Genomic DNA, 22,403 nt, shown 5'->3' with positions numbered 1-22,403 from the left:
ATCAGATTCCCTTCAACCTGGCTGTCATCAGAATCGCGCAGACAGACAGTGAATCTGTGATTTCGGAACGCATTACCATTTCCACAGCCTGCGCCAGAGGCACTTTTTTTACCTGCAACACTTCTGTCTCTTCCGGCTCCGCTTCCTGCTGGGACAACTCTTCCGCTATATATAGGAAACCTTCTTCGTTTGTGGCAGAATTGGAAGTGTGAATGCGGGCCAGCTTGGTCCATTTCGCGGCGACCAAACCGGTTTCTTCTTTGAGCTCTCGCTTGGCGGCATCGAGTCCGTCGGCACCTAAAACGCCGCCGCCTTCGGGAATTTCCCAGGAATATTCATCGATCGCGTAACGGTATTGTCCTACCAGGTAAATGTTCCCGTCCGTGTCTACAGGTATGACGCCAATCGCCTGATTCTTAAATTTTACCAGTCCGTAAATGCCTTTGTTGCCCGATGGATTGATCACATCCCGGTGACTTAATTCCAGCCAGGCGTTTTCATATACAGTTTGGGACGAAAGTGTTTTCCAGTTATTTTCTGTGGACATAACCCGCAATTTCTTAGTAATTTTAGGACCGGAATTTCAGATCCCAGATGCAAATAAACCAAAATAAGCGAAAACAACGTCTCATACTGCTGTCTTTTGTAGCCAGCATTCTGCTGACAGGACTGAAATTTTTCGCCTATTATCTGACCTCTTCGAATGCGATTTTAAGCGACGCACTGGAATCCATTATCAATGTAATTGCCAGTGGTTTTGCCTTTTACAGCATCTACCTTTCAGCCCAGCCCAAAGATCGCAACCACCCTTACGGACACGGTAAAATCGAGTTTTTCTCCGCCGGTTTCGAAGGCGCGCTAATCGTAATAGCCTCGCTCTTCATTATTATTGAAGCAGTGCAGCGGCTGATGAACCCCGCTCCTATTCAAAATCTGCTGCAAGGTTCGGGATTTATATTGTTTACGATTCTGGTCAATACCGTAATCGGATACAAATTGCTGACCGAGGGCAAAAAGGCTAACTCGCTGGCACTGATCGCCGATGGAAGGCATTTGATGTCGGACAGTGTGAGTAGCGCGATACTTATTGTGAGTGTTGGCCTGATCATTTTGACAGGTTACGACTGGATCGACAGCGTTGCATCGCTCTTCTTCGGTGCTTTTCTGGCTTACAACGGTTTTCAGCTCGCGAGTAAGTCGGTCGCCGGTTTAATGGATGCTACGGATGAAATTCTGCTTGAAAAAGTGGTGCAAACCTTGAAAAAGAACAAGAAGAAGGATTGGATTGACGTTCATAACCTGCGCGTGCAGCAATACGGTTCCGACCTGCACATTGACTGCCATTTGACGCTTCCCTATTATTGGGAACTTCAAAAAGTCCACGAAACAATTCATAACTTTGAAAACACCCTGAAAGACAACCACACAGGCGAAACGGAGATTTTCGTTCACGCCGATCCCTGTCTTTTCCAATGCTGCTATTTTTGCAGGATCGACGATTGCCCGGTACGTCAACACGCTTTTGTGCAGGATATCGAGTGGGATTCGGCGAAGCTGGTGAAGAATGAAAAGCTCTATACGGAGGCCAAGATCAATATCCAAGAATAAACTTTTAATCTAAATTCTACCTAAAATGTACGTTTCACGACGCGATTTTCTTAAACAGGCAGGAGCAACTGCGCTTGCTGCAACCGCTTTTACCGATCTTTTTGCAGCTGAGCCTGCAAAAAAGCTTTGGTTTGACATTTCCCTCGCTGAATGGTCGCTCCATAAAGAATTGTTTGCCAAAAAACTGACAAACATGGACTTCCCTGAACTGGCTAAAAAAGAGTTCGGAATATCGATTGTCGAGTACGTAAACCAGTTTTTCAAAGACAAAGCGGAAGACAAAACTTACCTGAACGACCTGATCAAAAGACAAAAAGACAATGGCGTTACTGCGCATTTGATCATGATCGACGGCGAAGGCGGGTTGGGTGAACTCGATGCCGCAGTGCGTAACAAAGCTGTTGAAAACCACTACAAATGGGTTGAAGCTGCGAAATACCTTGGTTGCAAAACGATCCGCGTCAATGCATTCGGAAAAGGTTCAAACGAGGAAATCGCCAAAGCAGCGGTTGAAGGTTTGGGTAAATTGGGAGAGTTCGCTAAAAAAACGGGTATCAATGTAATCGTTGAAAACCACGGTGGTTCATCTTCAAACGGCCAGTGGCTTTCGGGCGTGATGAAGCAGGTGAATTTGAAAAACGTAGGTACACTGCCTGATTTTGGCAATTTCTGTATCAAAAGAAGCGCCAGCGGCTGCGAAGAATCTTACGACAGATATCAGGGCACAAAAGAATTAATGCCTTTCGCAAAAGGAGTAAGTGCAAAAACTTACGATTTTGACGAAAAAGGAAACTGCATCGAAACCGATTACACCAAGATCCTGAAAATCGTGAAAGACGCTGGCTTCAAGGGCATTGCAGGTATTGAATACGAAGGAAGCAAGCTTTCCGAACGCGAAGGTATCAAAGCGACGAAAGCGTTGTTGGAGCGGGTTGGGCCGATGGTTTAAATTTGTTGCCGACGTTCGGCATCTTACCCCCAACCCCCTGAGAGGGGGCTTTGCTTAATCTGGTTTTTTACCCCCAACCCCCTGGGAGGGGGCTACGGAACTACTTAAAAGAGAAGGCATTTTGCAAATTGCAAAATGCCTTCTCTCATTCGATACCAACATCCCAGAAGCTAAGCCCCCTCTCAGGGGGTTGGGGGTATAACGCTCCCAGGGGGTCAAGGACTTGGCGTCACATCCCCAAATAACTCAAAAATTCCTTCTTAGTACCCTCATTCTCAAACTTGCCGCCATAAAAAGCAGTGACTGTCGAGCTGCCGGAGTCACGGATTCCTCGGGATTGAACGCACATGTGCTGCGCGTCGATCACGACTGCTACATCTTCGGTTTGCAAAGCTTGTTTCAGTTCGTTGGCGATCTGAACAGTTAATCTTTCCTGGACTTGCGGGCGCTTTGAATAGTATTCGACAATCCGGTTCAGTTTCGAAAGACCGATCACTTTTCCGCTCGAAATGTACGCTACGTGCGCTTTTCCATAGATAGGTACGAAATGGTGCTCGCAGTTGGAGAATACCGCAATATCCTTTTCGACCAGCATCTGATCGTATTTATATTTATTGTCAAAAAGCGTGACAGCAGGTTTATTCTTGGGATCCAACCCACTGAAAACCTCCTTAATGTACATTTTAGCAACCCTTTTTGGAGTTCCTTTCAAGCTGTCGTCGGTCAGATCAAGCCCCATTATTTCCATAATGTGCCTGAAATGCTTCTCGATCAGCTCGATTTTCACCTCATCCTCCATAGCGAAAGCATCCTTCCGGAGTGGCGTTTCGATGGAGTTAAATACGTGATCGTCACCAATCTCTTCCAAATCCAAAAGATCAGCTGGCGGGATATTCGACAAAGTTCCGTTCGGTTTCATATAGTCTGATTTTCAGGTCTAGCCCCGAATCAATTTTAGGTCTTAAAATAGAATGTATAACGATCGCTATATTTTCAGCGGAGGGGTTGAGGGAATGGAATTCGGGTACGTCAAGATTCAAATTCTTATGATCAAACCTGTCTAACACAGATTCTTTCACAATGTCGCTAAGGATCTTCATATCAATCACATAGCCGGTGTCGGGATTGACTTCACCCGTCACCTGAATAATCAGCTCGTAATTATGCCCGTGAAAATTGGGGTTGTTGCATTTACCAAATACTGCTTCGTTTTTCTCTTCCGACCACCCAGGGTTGTGAAGACGATGCGCCGCATTGAAATGCTCCTTTCGGAACACAGCCACCTTTTGAACCATATTGTAAATCACTTAAAATGTTAAATACTTTAAATGTCGTAACAAAGTTTGTGTCCAACACATTTAAAGCTTCGAGCCTGCGTGAAATGCTCATCGGAGTCACTTGCTTTGGGTAAACGACGTTTCTGAATAAAATGTTCACGTCACTTGAAAATCCGGCAGTGAATAAGCGGCTTGCAACAGATTTTTTTAATTCGTAAAAAAAATAAAAAACTGCTTATTGCGTGTAAATTGCGGCCAAACGCAGAATAAAGGATACCCTTAATTGCGATTATGCAGTATTGTATACAAAAAGTTAAATTTCCCCACGTATAAACCCCGGACAACCCATTAACAAACATTTAAATGAGCAAAAAAAATAGCTACCTGGTTCCCCTCTTAATCATTGGCGTCATTTTCTTCATCATGGGTTTTGTGACCTGGGTAAATGGAACACTGATCAGTTTCTTCAAAAAGGCATTTTCTCTTGACAATACCAGTTCCTACCTGGTCACTTTCGCATTCTTTATTTCTTATACATTGATGGCGATCCCGTCCTCGATCGTTCTCAAAAAGACGGGATTTAAAAACGGTATGTCGCTGGCTCTCCTTGTGATGGCAGCGGGTACTTTGATATTCATTCCGGCTGCCTCGATGGCGTCTTACGGACTTTTTCTGGTAGGTCTTTTTACGATCGGTATCGGTTTAACTGTGCTGCAAACTGCTTCCAATCCGTATGTTACAATCCTTGGCCCGCGCAATAGTGCAGCCCAACGTATCAGTATCATGGGTATTGCCAACAAAACGGCCGGTGTGATCAGTCAGCTGATATTCGGTCAGTTGCTGCTCGCAGGCGCCTCGTCTGTTGATCCAAAAGACGAACTGGATAAGGTAGTGACTCCCTACATTGTGCTCACGGTAGTTCTGGTTATAACTGCGATTATGATCCGGATGTCGAAAGGCTTAGTGGAAGTGAGTGAAGAGGAAGAGGAGCCGGCAGATATTACTTCGTCGCAAGTGGTTGTAAATAAGACGAGTGTACTTCAATTTCCAAACCTGGTAATGGGCGTAATTGCCTTGTTCTGTTATGTGGGTGTGGAAGTAATTGCGGGTGATACGATTATCAGCTATGGTATTGACCTTGGTTTTGCCGAAGAAGAGGCCCGCCTTTTTGGTACCTATACATTATATGGTATGATGTTCGGATATATTCTGGGCGTGGTACTGATCCCGAAATACGTTTCACAGCAGGCTTATCTTAAATTTTGTGCGATACTCGGTGTGATCGTGACGCTGGTTGCGGTAAACTCAACCGGTTTCACTTCGGTACTTTGTATTGCAGTACTGGGTTTCGCAAATGCGGTGATTTGGCCTGCGTTGTGGCCTTTGTCGCTGAGTGGTTTGGGTAAATTTACAAAAACTGCTTCCGCCCTATTGGTGATGGGTATTTCCGGCGGGGCTATTCTTCCGCTGGTCTACGGCGGCATTGCTGACTCTATCGGCAGCACGCAGCAGGCTTACTGGATCATGCTTCCGCTTTATCTTTTTATCCTTTATTTCGGCCTGTTTGGTCACAAAAAGAAAAGCTGGTAATTGATGAGGATATCCACTCCCGGCCGCATTTGTCTTTTTGGTGAACATCAGGATTATCTTGGACTGCCAGTTATAGCAGCGGCGATTTCGCGCAGAATAGGCATTGAAGGCACTTACAGGAACGACGACAAGGTCATTCTCAATTTACCTGATTTAGGTTTGAGGCAGGAATTTTCGCTCCTGACTACATTCCCATACGTGATGCAGCGGGACTATTTCCGCAGTACGATTAATGTATTAAAGCGTAAAGGTTTAAGGTTTTCGAAAGGATTTGAATGCAACATTTCAGGTAATATCCCGATCAATTCAGGCACTTCCAGCTCTTCTGCTCTAATCGTTTCCTGGGCTCATTTTCTGGATAAAATGAGCGATAACCCTGTGAATTTTTCACAAAAAGAGCTGGGTGAGATTGCGAATGCAGCCGAGGTGCTCGAATTCGGTGAACCCGGCGGTATGATGGATCATTACTCTACGGCGATCGGAAACGTGATTTATCTGGAATCTACGCCGGAGATTAAGGTTGAAACGCTGACCCCAAAGCTCGGCACATTTGTCCTGGGCGACTCTCTTGAACCAAAAGATACACTCGGGATCCTGGCCAGATGCAGGTTTGGAATGGAAGAGGTGATCAGAAAAATAACTTTATCAAATCCGCATTTTTCGATATTCAATGCTCCGTCTGAGGATTTGAAGGACTATCGAAATATTCTTTCGGAAGACGAATTGGGGCTTTTAAAAGCAAATATTGAAGACAGAGATATTCTGCTGCAAGGTAAAAAACTCCTCAGCAAGAGTCCCGATGAAACAGCTGACCCTGCATTTGACATGACCTTCGGCGACCTTCTTTACAAGCATTACAAAAATCTGCGCGATTACAAACGCACTTCCACTCCCAAAATCGAACGCATGATGGACGCAGCTTTACACGCTGGCGCATTGGGAGGAAAAATAAATGGCTCTGGCGGAGGCGGTTGTATGTTTGTATATGCTCCGCAAAAAGCAGAAGAAGTTGCGGAAGCAATTGAGCAACAAGGCGGTAAGAGCTACATTATAACCGTAGATTCCGGTACTGTGATCGAAGATGCAAATGTGTAAAAACGCACGATTGTAATTCCGTTTCTGTTATTCTTTTCAGACCTTTGTGGCCGCTGGATCTCATTAAAAATCCCATGATCATCACACCTTCTGAAACGAAAACCAATCTCTACTGTCCGTCACTGACAGCATACGAACGCAGAAAAACAATCACCATTCACATCGGAGACCTGCCAATGGGCTCCGACTACCCTATTCGCGTGCAGTCGATGACAACCGTGGACACAATGGACACGCAAGGCTCTATTGATGAAGTAGTTAGAATGGTTGATTCAGGCTGCGAATACGTGAGGATCACCGCGCCAAGCGTGAAGGAAGCGCAGAATCTAGAAAATATCAGGAACGGTTTACATAAAATGGGAATTCACGTCCCGCTGATCGCTGATATTCACTTTACGCCAAATGCGGCCGAGCTCGCGGCCAGGATCGTGGAAAAGGTACGGATCAACCCTGGTAACTACGCTGATAAGAAACGTTTTGAAATTATAGATTATACGGACGCTTCGTACGCCGCGGAGCTGGAAAGGATCAGGGAAAAATTTATTCCGCTGGTGAAAATTTGCAAAGAATACGGCACTGCGATGCGGATTGGCACCAATCACGGTTCTTTGTCCGACAGGATTTTGAGCCGGTATGGAGATACGCCGCTGGGAATGGTCGAATCCGCACTGGAATTTTTGCGGATCTGCGAAGAGCTAGGCTATTTCAATATCGCGTTGTCGATGAAATCCAGCAATACCCAGGTCATGGTGGAAGCGTACCGCCTGCTGGTGCAGCGCCTCGATCAGGAAGGTTTGAAACCTTATCCGTTGCATTTAGGCGTGACCGAAGCTGGCGAAGCGGAAGACGGCCGCATTAAGTCTGCGGTTGGTATTGGTACTTTACTGGAAGATGGACTGGGAGATACTGTGAGAGTATCGCTAACCGAAGCGCCTGAAAAAGAAGCACCTGTGGCGCGTGCATTGATAGAAAGATACACAAACCGCGTGCCGCACCAGCCGATCGAGCCCGTCGAGACTTGTCCGATCAACCCATTTCAATACACCAGAAGAGAAACAAGAGAAGTAAATAATATCGGGCATCTGAATGTACCCCGCGTGATCGCCGACTATTCGGCTATTCCGGTTCAGAACCTGGCCGATCTGAAAAGCATTGGCCACTTTTTTCTCCCAGTTCCCGACAAATGGGCGATGAACGATCTGGGCGCCGACTACATTTACACCGGCAAAAATCCCGTTCCGTTCATGTTACCGAATGGATTAAAAGAAATCCTGGATTACGAACAATGGGCGCTGCATCCGGAAAAAAACAACAAGTTCCCGCTATTTGAAGCAACAGAATGGACTGCCAAAGCGGGCGGGTTGATCTCAGAACAGCTCAATTTTATAGTAGGTAATATTCATTCTCTTGACCTGAACTTCCTCGAAGGCATTCGCGAGCGCAGTAATGTAGTACTGGTTATTTTGAGTGAAAATAAGCACGCAATGCCAGAATTGCGGCGGTTTTTTTACAAACTCGTGACTTTGAAAATTAAGCTTCCGGTGATTATCCAGCGCGGCTACGAAACCGATCTGGGCGACAAGCTTACCTTATATTCAGCTACCGATATCGGCGGCCTGCTCGTCGACGGATTCGGTGACGGCGCGATGGTATCCCCTCGTTTTCCGGCGGAAACGCTGCACGATGATAAGCTCGTGGCAGCAGCTGCCTACAATAATATCGCATTCGGTATTTTGCAGGCTGCTCGGACAAGGATGTCAAAAACAGAATATATTTCTTGTCCTTCGTGTGGGAGAACACTTTTTGATTTACAGGAAACAACCGCGATGATCCGCAAGCATACTGAGCATTTAAAAGGCGTAAAAATCGGTATCATGGGTTGCATTGTGAATGGACCCGGAGAAATGGCAGATGCAGATTATGGGTATGTGGGAATGGGAAAAGACAAAATTGCCCTTTACCGTGGCCAGGAAGTGATTAAAAGATCGGTTACAGCTGCGAAAGCGGTGGAGGAACTGATTGAGCTTATTCGGGAGGATGGCCGCTGGATAGAACCCAGCGAGCGTGAAGTTTTGGTTTAATAAAAAGCAACAATCAGAAAAAATTATGAAAAAGTACTTTCAGCTGGGTGACGTATTTTATTATTTCGTACGTGTATTCAAGAAAAAAGACCCCAATTCGCCAGACTCTTTTAACCTGCGCATGATGCACGGTATCAATCGCATTTCAATTGTAATGTTCCTGATCTGCGTGATTGTGATGATTATCAGAGCACTTACAAGATGAATTTAGAAACGCTCCGCGACTATTGCTTACAATTACCGGAAGTGACCGAAGAGTTACCCTTCGGGCCTGACACACTGGTATTTAAAATAAAGGGAAAGGTATTTTTGCTAACCTCGCTGGACTCACCGACCTTTGGCTTTAATGCAAAGTGTAATCCTGAAAAAGCAGTAGAGTTGAGAGAAGAATATCCGGACGTAGTCCCTGGTTGGCATATGAATAAGAAACACTGGAATACTGTGAATGTTACTGGCAGTATTCCAAGTGAAACTTTGTTTGCTTGGGTAAAAGATTCGTACGATCTCGTAGTGGCGAGTTTGCCTAAGAAAGACCGGGAAGCACTGAAAAGCTAACTATTTCGCAGCCTTCATTTCCTCGTCCAGATTTCTGCTAAGCGTTTCGCACAAACCTTCAATAGCCTCCGCCATAACGCGGTCGCTCGTTGCCGTCAGCATTGTATCTGCGATCCCGCTCATCAATTCAATATAGAATCTTTTCATTTCGAAAACCTCCATATCCTTTGTCCAAAGGTCGATTTTGAGCGTACCTCTGTGGTAATGGTCCCAAACTGCTATTGCGATCGCGCGGGTATCGTTGATCCCTTCGTTCGGATTATCGGTAGCCTCCCAGAATATTTTTTCCGGTATATTTTTATCGTCAAGTTCAACGGTGAAATGGATTTCTGATTTTTTCATAACGGTGTTAATTTTCAGCAAAAGTAAGCATTAAGCCTTTACGAAAGCCTGTTGATGCTATTTTCCCGATTTACTGAAAACCTTTTTCAACAGGTCCGTCACGCGCGCTCCCGGGTCTTCACGAATTTTCTTTTCCTCCTGCGCTATCAGTACGTACAGCCCGTCGATCGTTTTTTGGGTTGCATATTCCTTCAAGTTCGGGTTTACTTTTTTCACTAATGGTATTTGGTTGTAAGTATTGACGATATCCGTGTAGTATTCAGTCGCTTTATTCAGATTCAATGTACTATCTACAACCGGAAAGAAGGTTTTGAACAACTCATCATTCGTACTTTTTCTAAGGTATTGAGTCGCAGCATCATCCTGACCTTTCAAAATCCCAAGTGCATCGGGAACGGTCATAGAAGTAATTGCTTTCACAAAAATCGGCTTTGATTTCTTAGCGGCATCTTCGGCTGCACGGTTAAGTGAAAGCGTAAATTTATCAACCTGATCGCTCAACCCCATTTTCCGCAAAGTTTCTGCGACTTTCTGAGCCTCGGGCGGCACTGCAATTTTGATCAACTCATTTTTAAAAAATCCATCCACTTTGGAAGCCTCGGCCGACCCGTTACTGATACCGACATTCAAAGCCTGTTTCAAACCCTGCACGATCTCGTTCTCACCCAGCCCGGTCTCTTTTCCACTGAGCTTGTCAAGTGCTTTGCCAAGGTTGAACTGCGCCATCGAAACGGGGCCGCAAAGCAGCGAAAGCAACGTTATAACTATAATTTTATGTTTCATTACAAAAGAATTGGTTGACATTGTACTAAGCCTCAAACGTACTCAATAACGATTAATTTTACTTATTTTTGGGAATTAACGGTTCTTAACAATCCATTTCAACAAGATGATTTCTTCTACCAGGGCTGAAATAATTACCATCGGCGACGAAATTCTTTTTGGTCAGATTATCGACACCAATACCCAATGGATTGGCACTCAATTAACTGACATTGGCATTCGCCCGACGCGCAAAACATCGGTCGGCGACAATAAGCAGGATATCCTGAGTGCATTTACCGAAGCGAGCCAACGGGCCAGCGTGATCATTGTAACCGGCGGACTCGGCCCTACCCGCGATGATATTACAAAACACACATTCTGCGAATATTTTCATACCGAGCTGGAAATCAATCAGGACGCACTTGCTCTTGTAACTTCCTTCTTTGCAAAGCGCGGCCGCGTGATGACCGAATTAAATATCCAACAGGCGGCACTTCCAAAAAACTGTACCTACATACCAAATCTTTGGGGAACGGCGCCTGGAATGTGGTTCGAAAAAGATAATGTAGTGTATGTTTCGCTTCCGGGGGTTCCTTATGAGATGAAGAATCTGATGGAGCATGAAATCCTGCCCAGACTGAAAGCAAGATTTTCGACAACCATCATCCAGCATAAATCAATACGAACGATTGGTATCGGGGAATCCTTTCTTGCAGAAAAAATTGCAGACTGGGAAACTGCTCTTCCTGAACATATTAAGCTGGCTTACCTGCCGCATTTTGGCCAGGTCCGGCTGCGGCTTACGGGAACCGGAACAGATCAGGGAATACTCGACAGGGACTTGCAAGCACAGGTTTCCGCAGTCACGCCCCTGATCGAAGAGTTCATATTCGGCTACGATCTCGACGAACTTGAAACGGTGGTAGGGTCTTTGTTGAAAGAAAACAATGCAACGCTGGGCACCGCCGAAAGCTGCACGGGAGGCTATGTAGCCAGTAGGATCACAAGCGTGTCGGGCTCATCTCAGTATTTTGAAGGATCGGTGGTGAGTTATAGTAATGCCGTTAAAACGAACGTGTTGGGAGTGAAAAAGGAGACACTTCTCGAATTTGGGGCGGTAAGTGAGCAAACTGCCCGCGAAATGGCCGAAGGTGCGCGAAAAGTACTCAATACTACATTTGCAATAGCCACAACGGGAATCGCCGGTCCAGATGGTGGCACTCCTGATAAACCGGTAGGGACAGTTTGGATCGCCTGCGCGACGCCGAATGAAACCTTTACCCAGCTTCTCAGCCTCAGAAACGACAGAAAGATAAATATTGAATTGACATCTTCTTATGCCCTCAACCTTTTGCGGAAAACGATCCTGAAAGGTAATCTGATCGTTCAGGGATAAGATTCATTGCAGGCGGCATTTGTTGCCGGTTAATATAATCAGTATGAAAATATTAGAAATGGTAATGCCTTCAATGGGCGAAAGTATCATGGAATGTACGGTTTTGCACCTGCTCAAAAAAGAGGGTGACAGCGTTGCAATCGATGATTCTATTCTTGAAGTTGCTACGGATAAGGTGGATACCGAAGTACCTTGTCCTTATGTGGGCAAAATTTCAAAATGGCTTGTCAAGGAAAATGATGTAGTGCCGGTTGGAAATCCGGTGGCGCATATTGAAGTAGACGACGATACGCCGGGCGAATCTCGCATTTCGCCGGCTGAGCCAGCCACCGAGCCGAAAAGTGAGCCAGTGGAAGAGGTTGCAATCGCCGAGCAACTTGAAAATGAGTTCGAACAGGTAATCAGTAAAAAACGCGATAATACCCCGAATGCATCAGGCAACAGCCAGTTTTACTCTCCATTGGTATTGAGCATTGCGAAAGAAGAAGATATCAGCGCGGCGGAACTGGCCGAAATACATGGTTCCGGGCTGGAAAGCCGCGTTACTAAAAACGATATTATCGCATTCCTGGAAAACAGGAAGGCTAAACCGCAGCCAGCTCCGGTCGCCACCTCGATGAACGGCAGCAGCGATATCATCGAAATGGACCGAATGCGCAAGATGATCGCGCAGCGGATGGTGGATTCCAAGCGGATTTCAGCTCACGTTACTTCCTTTATAGAAACGGATATGACGCCGGTGGTGCAGTGGCGCGAGCATGTGAAAAATGAATACCGGAAAAAGTCGGGTGACAGCATTACGTTCACGCCTATTCTCATTGAAGCTGTTGTGAAGGCGATCAAAGATTATCCGCTGATCAATATTTCTGTCGACGGCGATAAGATCGTTAAAAAGAAAGATATTAATATCGGAATGGCGGTTGCATTGCCGGACGGTAACCTGATCGTGCCGGTCATTCACCGAGCCGACCAATACGACTTGCCTGGCCTGGCGCGGAAGGTGAATGAGCTGGCCAAGAGAGCACGCGAGAACAAGCTCAAAGCTGACGATCTTGCGGGCGGTACCTATACGGTTTCCAACATCGGAGCATTCGCCAATTTAATGGGAACTCCTATTATTGTTCAGCCTCAGGTGGCGATTATGGCATTTGGCGCGATCAAGAAAAAGCCGGCTGTGATCGAAACGCCGCAGGGTGATCTGCTGGGAATCCGAAGCCTGATGTTCATATCTCATTCCTACGATCACCGCGTAGTCGACGGTTCTTTGGGCGGGTTGTTCCTGAAACGCGTTAACGATTATCTTGAAAATTTTGACACACACCGAATCCTGATATAATGCTGCGTCTTACACTGGATATGGACGATGTGCTGGCCAATACCCACGAGAAGCTGGTGAATGTGGTGCTCAACGATTTTGATACCAATTTCACCGAAAAAGACTTGATGTCCAAGGCGTTGCGGGAAGTACTTCACCCGAAGCAACTTACCAAGCTGCACCGCATTATGGACTCGCCGGGATTTTTTGCTGATATCAAAGTGAAGGAAGGCGCGGGGGAAACTGTATACCAATTGTCTAAGTTTTACGAGCTTTTCGTCGCTACTGCCTGTATGGAATTTCCGAATTCTTTCAGGGATAAATTTGACTGGCTTAAAAAGCATTTTTCTTTTATTCCGTGGACAAATATTGTGTTCTGCGGTTATAAGAGCATTATTCAGTCTGACTATCTCATCGACGACCACGTCAAAAACCTGGTTGCATTCAAAGGTCAGGGTATACTATTTTCTGCGCCGCATAATTTGAAGGAAACTGCATACAAACGCGTTTCAAACTGGAACGAGGTGTCTGAGCTATTTTTACCGATCTCATGAAGCTATTATTGATTGAAGATGAACCGAAAACGCTGCAATCCATTAAGCAGGGATTGGAAGAAAATGGTTACGAAGTAGATATTGCTTATGACGGTCTGATCGGTAAACAACTGGCTAAAAGCAACTCCTACCAGCTGATTATCAGCGACATTATCATCCCCGGAATCAATGGGATCGAGCTTTGCCGGGAAATCCGCAGCTGGGGCGATGAGACGCCGATTTTAATGCTGACCGCTCTGGGAAGTACCGACGATAAAGTGACGGGGCTGGATGCGGGAGCTGACGATTACCTTGTTAAACCATTCGAATTCAAAGAGCTGCTAGCCAGGGTTCGGGCGCTGACCAAGCGAGGCGGCAATGTGGGCCACACGGCGCAGGTATTGCGTTTCGCTGATCTGGAAATTTCTATTGATGCGAAAACAGTGCATCGCGCAGGCAATAAGATCAACCTTACCGCTCGTGAATTTAACCTGCTCGTATATTTAATACGGAATCAGGGAAGGGTGATTTCAAAAGTTGAAATTGCGGAGCAGGTTTGGGATATTGGCTTTGATACCGGCACAAATGTGATCGAAGTTTACGTCAACTATCTGCGTAAAAAGATCGACAAGGATTACCCGGTGAAACTCATTCACACCCTGTTCGGAATGGGTTATGTGCTTAAAGTAGAATAAGTTATGCAGATCCGCACCCGACTTACGGTTCAGTTCTCGCTGCTGGTAAGCGGTATCCTGCTGATCACTTTTCTGGCAATCTATTTCTTCTCGTATTACAACGTAACTGAGGATTTCTACGATCGCCTGCGCTCAAAAGCCAAGTCTCAGGCGGAGCTGTTACTCAAAGTACCTCAGGTGAATACCGAAGTTTTAAAGGCGCTGGATGAAACGAACCGCGACCTGATCTATGACGAGAATACCTTTATTTTCGACGAAAAGAATCGCCTGATTTATAGCAACCCCACCATTCCGCAATCCAAATCGCTGCACGTATCCAACTATTGGCTGGACGAAATACGGAAGGCCGGCCAGATCCGGTATACCGATGGAGATTTCAAAGTGGTGGGTTTATATTACAATTATCCCTTCGGTCGCGCGGTGGTTATGCTGGGTGCCAAAGATTTATACGGACAAGCTAACTTGTCCAATCTCAGCACATTACTCACAGTTCTTTTCTTCATCGTCACCTTTATCGTGACAATTGTCGGGTGGATTTTTTCGAAACGCGCTTTGCGACCGATCTCAAAAGTAATGAACTCAGTGGAAGGAATCCTGCCTCAAAAGCTTGATATGCGGCTGGAAGTCCCAAACCAAAAAGACGAAATAGGGCGGCTTACGACTACATTTAATAAGTTACTTGATCGCATTGAAACTGCATTTCAGATGCAGAAGATCTTTGTCGCCAACGTGTCGCACGAATTGAAAAATCCGCTGACCAAGATCCGGTCACAGCTGGAGGTGAGTATGCTGAAAGAGCGAAACCCGCAGGAATACAGGCTCACGATCGCATCTGTATTAGAAGATATTGAAGAACTCGCACAGCTGTCCAATACATTACTTGAACTGGCGAAAGTGAGCGAACACCAGCGAGAACTTTTAACTGAGGTAGTGCGGGTGGATGAGTTGCTGCTGGATTGTCGCCTCAATCTGGCCGAAGCGAATCCGATTTACAATATCCTACTCAATTTTGACGAGTTACCCGAAGATGATACCTGGCTGGAAGTAACGGGAAATTCGACTTTACTTAAAACTGCATTCCTGAATTTAATGGACAATGCGTGCAAATTTTCGGATAATCACGCAGTCAATGTATATCTGCAACCGTCGCGCAAAAATCTAACGATCGGATTTTCAGATCAGGGAAAAGGAATTCCGGCAGTAGATCAGGGATTGGTGTTTCAACCGTTTTTCAGGAGTGACAATACGGCGAATATTAAAGGTTATGGAATAGGCTTGTCGCTGGTAGATCGGATCGTGAAGTTGCATAACGGGAACATATCCATTCAGCCCAACCAACCCAAGGGAACCACGTTCCGCTTAACTTTCTCGCACCTCTAAGCAAATTCTAACGCGCTATTAACGCCATCTTAAGTATTAGGTGATTAATTTGTATTGTCGGAAGAAACAAAGGCATAGATTAAGTTAATCCTTTGACCGACATTCTATCGAATTTCATTTTTTGTGGTGTTAATAAGCAAACTTGGCAGGCGTATCTCACGTCTGCCAAAGTTTTTTTAGTGCTTCTTGCGAATTTCGATGATCTTCAATCGGTTGAGCAACTTGATAACCGGATAGGTAGGATCCACTTCAAACCATTTGCTTCCGAAGTTGATCGAATTTGGTCTTTTGTGGTGATTGTTCTGGAAAAGCTCGCCCATCATTAAAAAGTCAAATACAAGCGAGTTTTTAGATTTGTCTTCGTTATCAAAATTCTGATAGCCGTATTTGTGACCACTCCAATTTACGATCGCGCCATGAATTGGTCCCATCAAAAAGTGGATCGGCAGCAGAAAGAAAAACGCCCAGTGCATATCCAGATACAGATAAGCCAGCACGTAAAATGCGACGTAGATCAATACCCAGCCAATGCGCGAGAACCAGGAATCACCCAATTTTTCGACAATTCTCCATTCCGGATAATTTCTTTCAAAACGATTTTCAATCGCTCTCTTACGGTGCAGTACTGCATTGTAAATGTGCTTTGTCTCCCACATCATCGTAAATACGTTTTTGGTATGATGCGGTGAATGCGGGTCTTTTTCCGTGTCGCTGAAAGCGTGGTGCATTCTGTGCAAGATCGCGTATGCGCGCGGACTCAAATAGGAAGAGCCCTGTGAAAGATAGGTCAGCAGATAGAAAAAACGCTCCCACGGCTTGCTCATAATGAACATTTTATGCGCGGAATAACGGTGTAAAAAGAAGGTTTGACAGAAGAGTGATAAGTACCAGTGTAAAACAAATACTATAAGAACAATATACATGGAAAGCTTGCGGGATTAAGAACTTAAATGTTGTACAAAAGTAAGGGTCAAACGTTAGAAAAACGAAATTTGCACGATGAAATTTGGAATATAACGTTAATTTCCGTTTACAGAATTAAATTTAAAAAGGCATAAAATTACTGGATCATGAATGCATAGCTTAACAGATTTGCGCCCATTTGCAATGCTTTCCGGCGCATTTCTTCGGGATCATTATAAACGCTCTGATCTTCCCAGCCATTTCCTAAATCAGTTTCATAACTATAATAACAGATAAGCCGGCCCTGCCAGATCAGCCCGAATCCCTGCGGCTGCTTTCCGTCGTGCTCGTGTACCTTCGGTAAGCCTTCGGGAAATACATACTTGACGCGATAAATCTGATGATCGAAAGGTAATTCCACAAAGCTCAGTTCGGGAAAGACTTTTTTCATTTCGCGGCGGACAAACTGGTCCAGCCCGTAGTTATCATCGATATGCAGGAAACCGCCTGAAAGCAGATAATTTCTCAGATTCTGCGCCTCAGCATCCGAAAAAACGACGTTTCCATGACCGGTCATGTGCACAAAAGGGTACGTAAAAATGTCCGGGCTGCCTACCTCTACTACGTCTTCAACCGGATTTATGTTCATTTTCAGTTCCGAATTGCAAAACTTGATCAGGTTTGGGAGCGACGTTTTATTTGCATACCAATCACCTCCGCCGCCATATTTAAGCTTGGCGATTTTGAGCGACGATTGTGCAAATAAGGCTCCACTATGAGCCAGTAAACTGACCAGCAAACCAACAGTGACTATTTTTAAATATCTCATATATCGAGGTCACACTGAAATTTTAAAGGATCTGCGCCAGGTTAATCGCGTGGCAGGCGGCTACTGCTGCGGTTTCGGTTCTTAGTCGTGTAGGTCCAAGCGATACCGTTGTATATCCATTTTCGATCGCCAGCGCTACTTCCCTTTCACTGAAATCACCCTCTGGACCAATTAACAAAGTCGTACCAGTGCCTTTTTCAATTTTGGTAAAAACATGGTCCACCCGGTTTTGGTCAGGCACGTAAGCGATTAGTTTGGTATCGGAGGATGCACTTTTAATAAACGATTCATACTTATTGTTTACTGTAATGATTGGCTTATAAAATTGTTGCGACTGTTTCATCGCGCTTGCGGCAATGCGGTTGAGCCTGCCCAGGTTCACCACGCGGTTCAACGTCTCGGGATTTGTATGCTCAGTGGTAATAAAGTCAATGCGCTCCACTCCTATCTCGGTCATTTTTTCAACCATCCACTCATTTCGTTCTGCTTTCCTGGTCGGTGCAATCGCCATATTTACGGAAAAAGATCTGGGTTCGATCAATTCGGATTCCACAACTTCGTATCCCACCTTACGCCCCTGAACATTGAGCCTGCACGTTTGCAGCAGCCCCCTGCCATTAGTAACGAATATCATATCACCTGAGCCTAAACGAAGTACTTTGGAGCTGTGTCGGGCTTCCTCTTCTTCCAGTTCAAAAACGTTGTCTTCGGGTTGATAAAAAATGTGCATTTCTAATATTGGCTGTTCAAAAAAAGTGTTCTGATAAGCTCAAAAATAGGGAATTAATTGACAAAACCACATTGAAAGAAGACAATGCAGGAACGACTTGAAGCAGTTTCGGTAAAATTGTTTTTATGTAAAATCACTATGATTTGCACAGAGAAATAGCAGTTTTAAAACCAATTTTTCAAGAATTTACATATTTTGCTGCCATTACGCTTGAAATTGAATCTTCGGTAAATTATAGGAAAAGTGCATTTTTTACTGACAATACTACCATCAACACAATATTATTCTGTCTAAGTTTAATTTTTCTTATTTTTTATTTTTTGGAAATACATTTTTGCATTAATATTGTGTCGTTATAATAATTCGTCACCACTTTATCTAGTACTATTATGTCAAAATCCAAGCTGGAATATATTTGGTTGGATGGCTACAAGCCGACCCAAAGTCTACGCAGCAAAACCAAAATTGAAAACGATTTTAGTGGAAAATTGGAAGATTGCAGCAACTGGTCATTTGATGGTTCATCTACTGAACAAGCGCTTGGCGGTTCTTCTGACTGTTTACTGAAACCCGTTTACATCATTCCAGATCCATTGCGCAGAGATGCATATCTTGTTATGTGCGAAGTTCTTAATGCAGACGGTACAGCTCACGTATCTAACGGTCGTGCAACAATTGAAGATGATGACAATGATTTCTGGTTCGGTTTTGAGCAGGAATATTTCCTTTGGGATATTGATACAAACAAACCATTGGGCTTCCCGGCAAACGGATACCCTGCACCACAAGGACCTTACTATTGCTCAGTAGGTGCACAAAATGCATACGGTCGCGAAATTATCGAGGAGCATTTGGATGCTTGTCTTGATGCGGGACTGAATGTTGAAGGTATCAATGCAGAGGTTGCGGCAGGACAGTGGGAATTCCAGATTTTCGCAAAAGGCGCGAAAGAAGCTGGCGACCAGATCTGGTTGGGCCGTTATTTGTTGGAAAGAATTGGTGAAAAATATGGTGTTGCTATCAACTGGCATTGCAAGCCTTTGGGCGCGCTTGACTGGAACGGAAGCGGAATGCACGCTAACTTCTCAAACTCCGCTTTGAGAAATGCAGGCAGCAAGGAAGTATTCGATAAAGTTTGCGAATCTTTCCGCCCGGTTGTGAAAGAACACATTGATGTTTACGGTGCTGATAACCACCTTCGTTTGACTGGAAAGCACGAAACTGCTTCTATCCACGATTTCAGCTACGGTGTTTCTGACCGCGGTGCATCTATCCGTATCCCTGTTTTGGTTCCTCAAAAAGGATGGAGCGGATATCTGGAAGATCGTCGTCCTAACTCGGCTGCTGATCCTTACAAAGTTGCTGCACGTATCATCAAAACAGTTAAATCTGCTCTTTGATTTTAATAGAAATATAAGAAAGCGAAAAAGCCACCAGATCGGTGGCTTTTTCGTTTATAAGCTAATTTTTCAGATCAATCCTGCTCTTCGCTTCCTGTGAACGAATACAAAGTTGGATCCAGCTCAACGCTGCCTGCATTGAAACGAGCGATAAAATCGTCAATCACCTTATCTGTAATTTCGGTTTTATTCAAGCCCACTTCCAGTCCGACGCCGTACTCGAATGAATCGTCAACTTCCACGTGCTCGCGTACTGTGATCTCTTCATTTTCCTCTATCTCCTCGATGAACTCAGTAAGCAGCATTTCTGCATCCTCCTCTTCTTCCGCGGAGATCTTATAGTTTTCAGGGCGCTCATCCTGAGAGATATAGTTCGGCATTTCTTTCTTCAACCGTTCCAAAGCCTCATCGTAAACGAGGGTGGAATGATGCAGGCGAAGTGTATAGATCAAGGCGTCATAGATCACCTCAGCGTCTTTATACATTCCCACAAACTGAACATGCGCGTGTTCGTTGTTCTCCTCCTCATCTTCAAATTCATCGTCTACATGTATGAAGTTTGAGTTTTCCGCCTTGCACTCATTTCTAAGTTGAGCAATTTCTTCTGGATCGAATCCCGGATTCATAGTTTCAGTTTATTAATTTATTTGATTCTAATTTATTCCAAAAATAGCATTTCGCGGTATTTTGCCAAAGGCCAATCTTCATCATCGATCAGTAATTCAAGTTTGTCTGCGTGATAACGTATCTCCTCAAAAAAGCCTTTTACCTCGGAACCGTAGCATTTTGCTCTTTCATACAGATCTTCAATATTGTTCGCTTTTTTTCTACCCTCGGTCATTTCGTGCACCAGACGTTTGATAATCACAATATGCGTGGAAATGTCCCGGATAATCTCTTTAATCGGCGCCGCCTCTTCAAGCATTTCCAGGTCGGTCAGCGAGCGAGCAGTTTGGGCCAGTTTGAACTGATATTTTACAACAGTAGAAACAATGTGATTCAGTGCCAGATCGCCTATTACGCGCGACTCGATCTGTAATTTCTTAACATAATTTTCAAGCTCGATCTCATAACGCGCGTGCAATTCCCTCGAACTCAAAACGCCGGTCCTTTCAAAAACGCCGATTGTTTTGTCGGTTTTGTAGGCAAAAAGCGCATCGTATGTTTCCTTGATATTGCTAAGTCCGCGCTCCTTGGCCATTTGAATCCATTCATCGGAATAACCATTTCCTTCGAACAGAATGTCTTTCGATTCCGTAAAGTACCTTTTCAGAATTTCAACCGTCGCTACTTTTTTCTCTTCCCCACCGGCAAGTCGCTCGTCCATTTCCTTTTTGAAATCGAGTAACTGGTTTGCAACGATCGTATTCAATACGATCATAGGCGAGGCACTGTTTTGCGCGCTTCCTACTGCGCGGTATTCGAATTTATTTCCTGTAAAACAAAAAGGCGAGGTCCGGTTTCTGTCCGTATTATCCCTTTGGAGGTTCGGAATGCGGGTTATACCTAATTTATAGTAAAAATTCTCACCTTTTTCGAGCGTAATCTCACCTTTACTAACCAGCTCTTCGAGCATATTGGTCAGTTCATTTCCTAAAAATACCGACACAATTGACGGCGGCGCTTCGTTGGCACCCAGCCTGTGCTCATTACCAGCAGAAGAAATAGAAGCGCGGAGTAAATCGGCGTGGTCGTGAACTGCTTTAACTACATTCATCAAAAAGGTGAGGAATCGCAGGTTTTCTTTGGGTTTTGAAGTCGGCGCAAGCAAATTAATACCGGTATCTGTGGACAAGGACCAGTTATTGTGCTTTCCGCTTCCATTAATACCTGCAAAAGGTTTTTCATGAAAAAGTACCTGGAAATTATGCTTGTCGCCGATTTTCTGCATTAAGTCCATCAGCAATGCATTATGGTCGATCGCGAGGTTTACTTCCTCAAAAGTCGGCGCGCATTCAAATTGTCCCGGGGCCACTTCATTATGTCGCGTGCGAACCGGAATACCCAGTTTCAACGCTTCGAACTCAAAATCCACCATAAATGCATTTACGCGGGGAGAAATTGATCCAAAATAGTGATCGTCGAGTTGCTGCCCGCGTGCGGGACTGTGTCCAAAAACTGTCCTTCCCGCCATTAACAGGTCGGGACGGGCATAGTATAACGCTTTATCAACCAAGAAATATTCCTGTTCGATACCCAGCGTCGGCGTCACTTTATCTACATCCCTGTTAAAAAACTGGCAAACCGAAGTAGCGGCTTTATCCAGCATAACCAGCGATTTGAGCAACGGAGCCTTATAATCGAGCGCCTCGCCGGTGTAGGAAATGAAAACAGAAGGAATACACAAAGTCTTTCCTCCGGCCCCATTGTCCATTAAAAACGCAGGCGAGCTTGGGTCCCAGCCTGTGTAGCCACGGGCCTCAAAAGTAGCCCGCAAACCGCCGCTCGGAAAAGAAGAAGCGTCAGGTTCCTGCTGCACCAATGCACTCCCTTTGAACTTTTCGACGGCTTTTCCATCGATGGTGAGGTCAAAAAACGAGTCGTGCTTTTCGGCAGTAGTACCTGTCAAAGGCTGAAACCAGTGGGTATAATGCGTTGCGCCTTTCGATATTGCCCAGCTTTTCATAGCAGCGGAAACCTCGTCAGCCACCTCCCTGTCAATCGTTGATCCTGAGCGGATTGCGTTAGAAACTTTCGCGTACGCCTCAGCAGAGAGCAGCGTTTTCATAACGTCATCACTAAAAGTATTTATGCCATACAAGTCGGCAACTCTTTCAGCCGGAGGGGTCAATATCGGAGCAACGCGGCCCTGTGCAATTTCAAATGCCTTGGAACGAAAAGTCATCTTTATTCAATCAGTTATACAAAATCTCCTCAAAATAAAATATTTAAGGATAGCGATGACAATATACGTTTACATTTTCGCATTTAAGTTTTGCGCCGCAGGATAGTTCTCCGCC

Annotated in this window: 23 protein-coding genes; 13 read left to right on the top strand and 10 right to left on the bottom strand. The window is 45.0% G+C overall.

All coding sequences use genetic code 11. The annotated features are described in order from the left end of the window. Nucleotide 1: 1 nt before the first annotated feature. Nucleotides 2-547 carry an NUDIX domain-containing protein gene (locus KOD92_RS08130; RefSeq protein ID WP_215233054.1) on the bottom strand — a complete coding sequence of 182 codons (546 nt, stop codon included), beginning with the start codon at nucleotides 545-547 and terminating at the stop codon, nucleotides 2-4. Between the two features lie 47 nt (nucleotides 548-594). On the opposite strand from KOD92_RS08130, the gene KOD92_RS08125 reads away from it, so the two are divergent. Together KOD92_RS08125 and KOD92_RS08120 are read left to right on the top strand one after the other, a co-directional pair. Next, nucleotides 595-1,608, top strand: a complete 1,014-nt coding sequence (locus KOD92_RS08125; protein WP_215233053.1) for a cation diffusion facilitator family transporter — start codon at nucleotides 595-597, stop codon at nucleotides 1,606-1,608. Between the two features lie 25 nt (nucleotides 1,609-1,633). Continuing rightward, nucleotides 1,634-2,557 carry a sugar phosphate isomerase/epimerase family protein gene (locus KOD92_RS08120; protein WP_215233052.1) on the top strand — a complete coding sequence of 308 codons (924 nt, stop codon included), beginning with the start codon at nucleotides 1,634-1,636 and terminating at the stop codon, nucleotides 2,555-2,557. Between the two features lie 229 nt (nucleotides 2,558-2,786). Here KOD92_RS08120 and folE read toward each other — a convergent pair whose 3' ends face one another. After that, nucleotides 2,787-3,476 carry a GTP cyclohydrolase I FolE gene (gene folE / locus KOD92_RS08115; RefSeq protein WP_215233051.1) on the bottom strand — a complete coding sequence of 230 codons (690 nt, stop codon included), beginning with the start codon at nucleotides 3,474-3,476 and terminating at the stop codon, nucleotides 2,787-2,789. Beyond that, a complete protein-coding gene (locus tag KOD92_RS08110) occupies nucleotides 3,436-3,852 on the bottom strand; it encodes a 6-pyruvoyl trahydropterin synthase family protein (RefSeq protein WP_215233050.1) in 417 nt (138 codons plus the stop codon). Before KOD92_RS08110 ends, folE begins: the two co-directional genes overlap by 41 nt. Nucleotides 3,853-4,197: 345 nt before the next feature. On the opposite strand from KOD92_RS08110, the gene KOD92_RS08105 reads away from it, so the two are divergent. The 5 genes from KOD92_RS08105 (at nucleotide 4,198) to KOD92_RS08085 (ending at nucleotide 9,155) form a co-directional block, all read left to right on the top strand. Next, nucleotides 4,198-5,424 carry a sugar MFS transporter gene (locus KOD92_RS08105; RefSeq protein ID WP_215233049.1) on the top strand — a complete coding sequence of 409 codons (1,227 nt, stop codon included), beginning with the start codon at nucleotides 4,198-4,200 and terminating at the stop codon, nucleotides 5,422-5,424. A gap of 3 nt (nucleotides 5,425-5,427) precedes the next feature. Continuing rightward, on the top strand, nucleotides 5,428-6,519 hold the full coding sequence (locus KOD92_RS08100; protein WP_215233048.1) for a mevalonate kinase family protein: 1,092 nt from the start codon (nucleotides 5,428-5,430) through the stop codon (nucleotides 6,517-6,519). Between the two features lie 74 nt (nucleotides 6,520-6,593). Then, nucleotides 6,594-8,600 (top strand): (E)-4-hydroxy-3-methylbut-2-enyl-diphosphate synthase, encoded by a 2,007-nt coding sequence (gene ispG, locus KOD92_RS08095; RefSeq protein WP_215233047.1) that lies wholly within the window; start codon nucleotides 6,594-6,596, stop codon nucleotides 8,598-8,600. A gap of 25 nt (nucleotides 8,601-8,625) precedes the next feature. Further along, nucleotides 8,626-8,805, top strand: a complete 180-nt coding sequence (locus tag KOD92_RS08090) for a DUF6728 family protein (RefSeq protein WP_215233046.1) — start codon at nucleotides 8,626-8,628, stop codon at nucleotides 8,803-8,805. Next, nucleotides 8,802-9,155, top strand: a complete 354-nt coding sequence (locus KOD92_RS08085) for an MmcQ/YjbR family DNA-binding protein (RefSeq protein ID WP_215233045.1) — start codon at nucleotides 8,802-8,804, stop codon at nucleotides 9,153-9,155. Before KOD92_RS08090 ends, KOD92_RS08085 begins: the two co-directional genes overlap by 4 nt. Here KOD92_RS08085 and gldC read toward each other — a convergent pair whose 3' ends face one another. Together gldC and KOD92_RS08075 are read right to left on the bottom strand one after the other, a co-directional pair. After that, a complete protein-coding gene (gene gldC / locus KOD92_RS08080; protein ID WP_215233044.1) occupies nucleotides 9,156-9,497 on the bottom strand; it encodes a gliding motility protein GldC in 342 nt (113 codons plus the stop codon). It abuts the gene before it with no gap. A gap of 57 nt (nucleotides 9,498-9,554) precedes the next feature. Next, the gene (locus KOD92_RS08075) at nucleotides 9,555-10,280 is read right to left on the bottom strand and encodes a DUF4197 domain-containing protein (protein ID WP_215233043.1); all 726 of its coding nucleotides are present in this window, start codon (nucleotides 10,278-10,280) and stop codon (nucleotides 9,555-9,557) included. A gap of 106 nt (nucleotides 10,281-10,386) precedes the next feature. Here KOD92_RS08075 and KOD92_RS08070 point away from each other — a divergent pair, with 106 nt between their 5' ends. Genes KOD92_RS08070 through KOD92_RS08050 form a run of 5 tightly spaced genes read left to right on the top strand, consistent with a single transcriptional unit; the run spans nucleotide 10,387 to nucleotide 15,581 of the window. After that, complete coding sequence (locus tag KOD92_RS08070; protein ID WP_215233042.1) at nucleotides 10,387-11,658, top strand: competence/damage-inducible protein A; 1,272 nt, start codon at nucleotides 10,387-10,389, stop codon at nucleotides 11,656-11,658. Nucleotides 11,659-11,701: 43 nt separating this feature from the next. Further along, nucleotides 11,702-12,994, top strand: a complete 1,293-nt coding sequence (locus tag KOD92_RS08065) for a dihydrolipoamide acetyltransferase family protein (RefSeq protein ID WP_215233041.1) — start codon at nucleotides 11,702-11,704, stop codon at nucleotides 12,992-12,994. After that, nucleotides 12,994-13,527, top strand: a complete 534-nt coding sequence (locus KOD92_RS08060) for a 5' nucleotidase, NT5C type (RefSeq protein ID WP_215233040.1) — start codon at nucleotides 12,994-12,996, stop codon at nucleotides 13,525-13,527. The genes KOD92_RS08065 and KOD92_RS08060 overlap by 1 nt, the downstream gene beginning before the upstream one ends. Beyond that, the gene (locus tag KOD92_RS08055) at nucleotides 13,524-14,201 is read left to right on the top strand and encodes a response regulator (protein ID WP_215233039.1); all 678 of its coding nucleotides are present in this window, start codon (nucleotides 13,524-13,526) and stop codon (nucleotides 14,199-14,201) included. Before KOD92_RS08060 ends, KOD92_RS08055 begins: the two co-directional genes overlap by 4 nt. Nucleotides 14,202-14,204: 3 nt before the next feature. Beyond that, nucleotides 14,205-15,581: a sensor histidine kinase gene (locus KOD92_RS08050; protein WP_215233038.1), complete on the top strand. Its 1,377-nt coding sequence runs from the start codon at nucleotides 14,205-14,207 to the stop codon at nucleotides 15,579-15,581. 176 nt (nucleotides 15,582-15,757) lie between these two features. Here the strand turns inward: KOD92_RS08050 and KOD92_RS08045 are convergent, their stop codons facing one another. The 3 genes from KOD92_RS08045 to KOD92_RS08035 all read right to left on the bottom strand — a co-directional run bounded on the left by KOD92_RS08045 (nucleotide 15,758) and on the right by KOD92_RS08035 (nucleotide 18,043). Next, nucleotides 15,758-16,504 (bottom strand): acyl-CoA desaturase, encoded by a 747-nt coding sequence (locus KOD92_RS08045; protein ID WP_215233037.1) that lies wholly within the window; start codon nucleotides 16,502-16,504, stop codon nucleotides 15,758-15,760. Between the two features lie 137 nt (nucleotides 16,505-16,641). Then, a complete protein-coding gene (locus KOD92_RS08040; RefSeq protein ID WP_215233036.1) occupies nucleotides 16,642-17,313 on the bottom strand; it encodes a DUF4159 domain-containing protein in 672 nt (223 codons plus the stop codon). 22 nt (nucleotides 17,314-17,335) lie between these two features. Further along, complete coding sequence (locus tag KOD92_RS08035; protein ID WP_215233035.1) at nucleotides 17,336-18,043, bottom strand: RsmE family RNA methyltransferase; 708 nt, start codon at nucleotides 18,041-18,043, stop codon at nucleotides 17,336-17,338. Nucleotides 18,044-18,432: 389 nt separating this feature from the next. Between KOD92_RS08035 and KOD92_RS08030 the strand changes: the two genes are divergently transcribed. Continuing rightward, the gene (locus tag KOD92_RS08030) at nucleotides 18,433-19,443 is read left to right on the top strand and encodes a glutamine synthetase beta-grasp domain-containing protein (RefSeq protein ID WP_215233034.1); all 1,011 of its coding nucleotides are present in this window, start codon (nucleotides 18,433-18,435) and stop codon (nucleotides 19,441-19,443) included. A gap of 74 nt (nucleotides 19,444-19,517) precedes the next feature. Here the strand turns inward: KOD92_RS08030 and KOD92_RS08025 are convergent, their stop codons facing one another. Together KOD92_RS08025 and KOD92_RS08020 are read right to left on the bottom strand one after the other, a co-directional pair. Further along, on the bottom strand, nucleotides 19,518-20,069 hold the full coding sequence (locus tag KOD92_RS08025) for a hypothetical protein (protein WP_215233033.1): 552 nt from the start codon (nucleotides 20,067-20,069) through the stop codon (nucleotides 19,518-19,520). Between the two features lie 32 nt (nucleotides 20,070-20,101). Continuing rightward, complete coding sequence (locus KOD92_RS08020; RefSeq protein WP_215233032.1) at nucleotides 20,102-22,288, bottom strand: glutamine synthetase III family protein; 2,187 nt, start codon at nucleotides 22,286-22,288, stop codon at nucleotides 20,102-20,104. Nucleotides 22,289-22,403 lie beyond the last annotated feature (115 nt).

This window comes from Dyadobacter linearis (assembly GCF_907165045.1).
GTDB classification, from domain to species: domain Bacteria; phylum Bacteroidota; class Bacteroidia; order Cytophagales; family Spirosomataceae; genus Dyadobacter; species Dyadobacter linearis.
The sequence above is the reverse complement of the archived record's forward strand: the minus strand, read 5'-3'. Positions and strand labels throughout refer to the sequence as shown.

What these genes read in the sequence shown, in the direction of transcription:
- KOD92_RS08100 (WP_215233048.1), top strand. Translation starts at nt 5,428, where the DNA reads ATGAGGATATCCACTCCCGGCCGCATTTGTCTTTTTGGTGAACATCAG.
- ispG (WP_215233047.1), top strand. Translation starts at nt 6,594, where the DNA reads ATGATCATCACACCTTCTGAAACGAAAACCAATCTCTACTGTCCGTCA.
- KOD92_RS08050 (WP_215233038.1), top strand. Translation starts at nt 14,205, where the DNA reads ATGCAGATCCGCACCCGACTTACGGTTCAGTTCTCGCTGCTGGTAAGC.
- KOD92_RS08060 (WP_215233040.1), top strand. Translation starts at nt 12,994, where the DNA reads ATGCTGCGTCTTACACTGGATATGGACGATGTGCTGGCCAATACCCAC.
- KOD92_RS08030 (WP_215233034.1), top strand. Translation starts at nt 18,433, where the DNA reads ATGTCAAAATCCAAGCTGGAATATATTTGGTTGGATGGCTACAAGCCG.
- KOD92_RS08055 (WP_215233039.1), top strand. Translation starts at nt 13,524, where the DNA reads ATGAAGCTATTATTGATTGAAGATGAACCGAAAACGCTGCAATCCATT.
- KOD92_RS08020 (WP_215233032.1), bottom strand. Translation starts at nt 22,288, where the DNA reads ATGACTTTTCGTTCCAAGGCATTTGAAATTGCACAGGGCCGCGTTGCT.
- KOD92_RS08125 (WP_215233053.1), top strand. Translation starts at nt 595, where the DNA reads ATGCAAATAAACCAAAATAAGCGAAAACAACGTCTCATACTGCTGTCT.
- KOD92_RS08105 (WP_215233049.1), top strand. Translation starts at nt 4,198, where the DNA reads ATGAGCAAAAAAAATAGCTACCTGGTTCCCCTCTTAATCATTGGCGTC.
- KOD92_RS08045 (WP_215233037.1), bottom strand. Translation starts at nt 16,504, where the DNA reads ATGTATATTGTTCTTATAGTATTTGTTTTACACTGGTACTTATCACTC.
- KOD92_RS08085 (WP_215233045.1), top strand. Translation starts at nt 8,802, where the DNA reads ATGAATTTAGAAACGCTCCGCGACTATTGCTTACAATTACCGGAAGTG.
- KOD92_RS08040 (WP_215233036.1), bottom strand. Translation starts at nt 17,313, where the DNA reads ATGAGATATTTAAAAATAGTCACTGTTGGTTTGCTGGTCAGTTTACTG.
- KOD92_RS08090 (WP_215233046.1), top strand. Translation starts at nt 8,626, where the DNA reads ATGAAAAAGTACTTTCAGCTGGGTGACGTATTTTATTATTTCGTACGT.
- KOD92_RS08025 (WP_215233033.1), bottom strand. Translation starts at nt 20,069, where the DNA reads ATGAATCCGGGATTCGATCCAGAAGAAATTGCTCAACTTAGAAATGAG.
- folE (WP_215233051.1), bottom strand. Translation starts at nt 3,476, where the DNA reads ATGAAACCGAACGGAACTTTGTCGAATATCCCGCCAGCTGATCTTTTG.
- gldC (WP_215233044.1), bottom strand. Translation starts at nt 9,497, where the DNA reads ATGAAAAAATCAGAAATCCATTTCACCGTTGAACTTGACGATAAAAAT.
- KOD92_RS08065 (WP_215233041.1), top strand. Translation starts at nt 11,702, where the DNA reads ATGAAAATATTAGAAATGGTAATGCCTTCAATGGGCGAAAGTATCATG.
- KOD92_RS08035 (WP_215233035.1), bottom strand. Translation starts at nt 18,043, where the DNA reads ATGCACATTTTTTATCAACCCGAAGACAACGTTTTTGAACTGGAAGAA.
- KOD92_RS08110 (WP_215233050.1), bottom strand. Translation starts at nt 3,852, where the DNA reads ATGGTTCAAAAGGTGGCTGTGTTCCGAAAGGAGCATTTCAATGCGGCG.
- KOD92_RS08130 (WP_215233054.1), bottom strand. Translation starts at nt 547, where the DNA reads ATGTCCACAGAAAATAACTGGAAAACACTTTCGTCCCAAACTGTATAT.
- KOD92_RS08075 (WP_215233043.1), bottom strand. Translation starts at nt 10,280, where the DNA reads ATGAAACATAAAATTATAGTTATAACGTTGCTTTCGCTGCTTTGCGGC.
- KOD92_RS08120 (WP_215233052.1), top strand. Translation starts at nt 1,634, where the DNA reads ATGTACGTTTCACGACGCGATTTTCTTAAACAGGCAGGAGCAACTGCG.
- KOD92_RS08070 (WP_215233042.1), top strand. Translation starts at nt 10,387, where the DNA reads ATGATTTCTTCTACCAGGGCTGAAATAATTACCATCGGCGACGAAATT.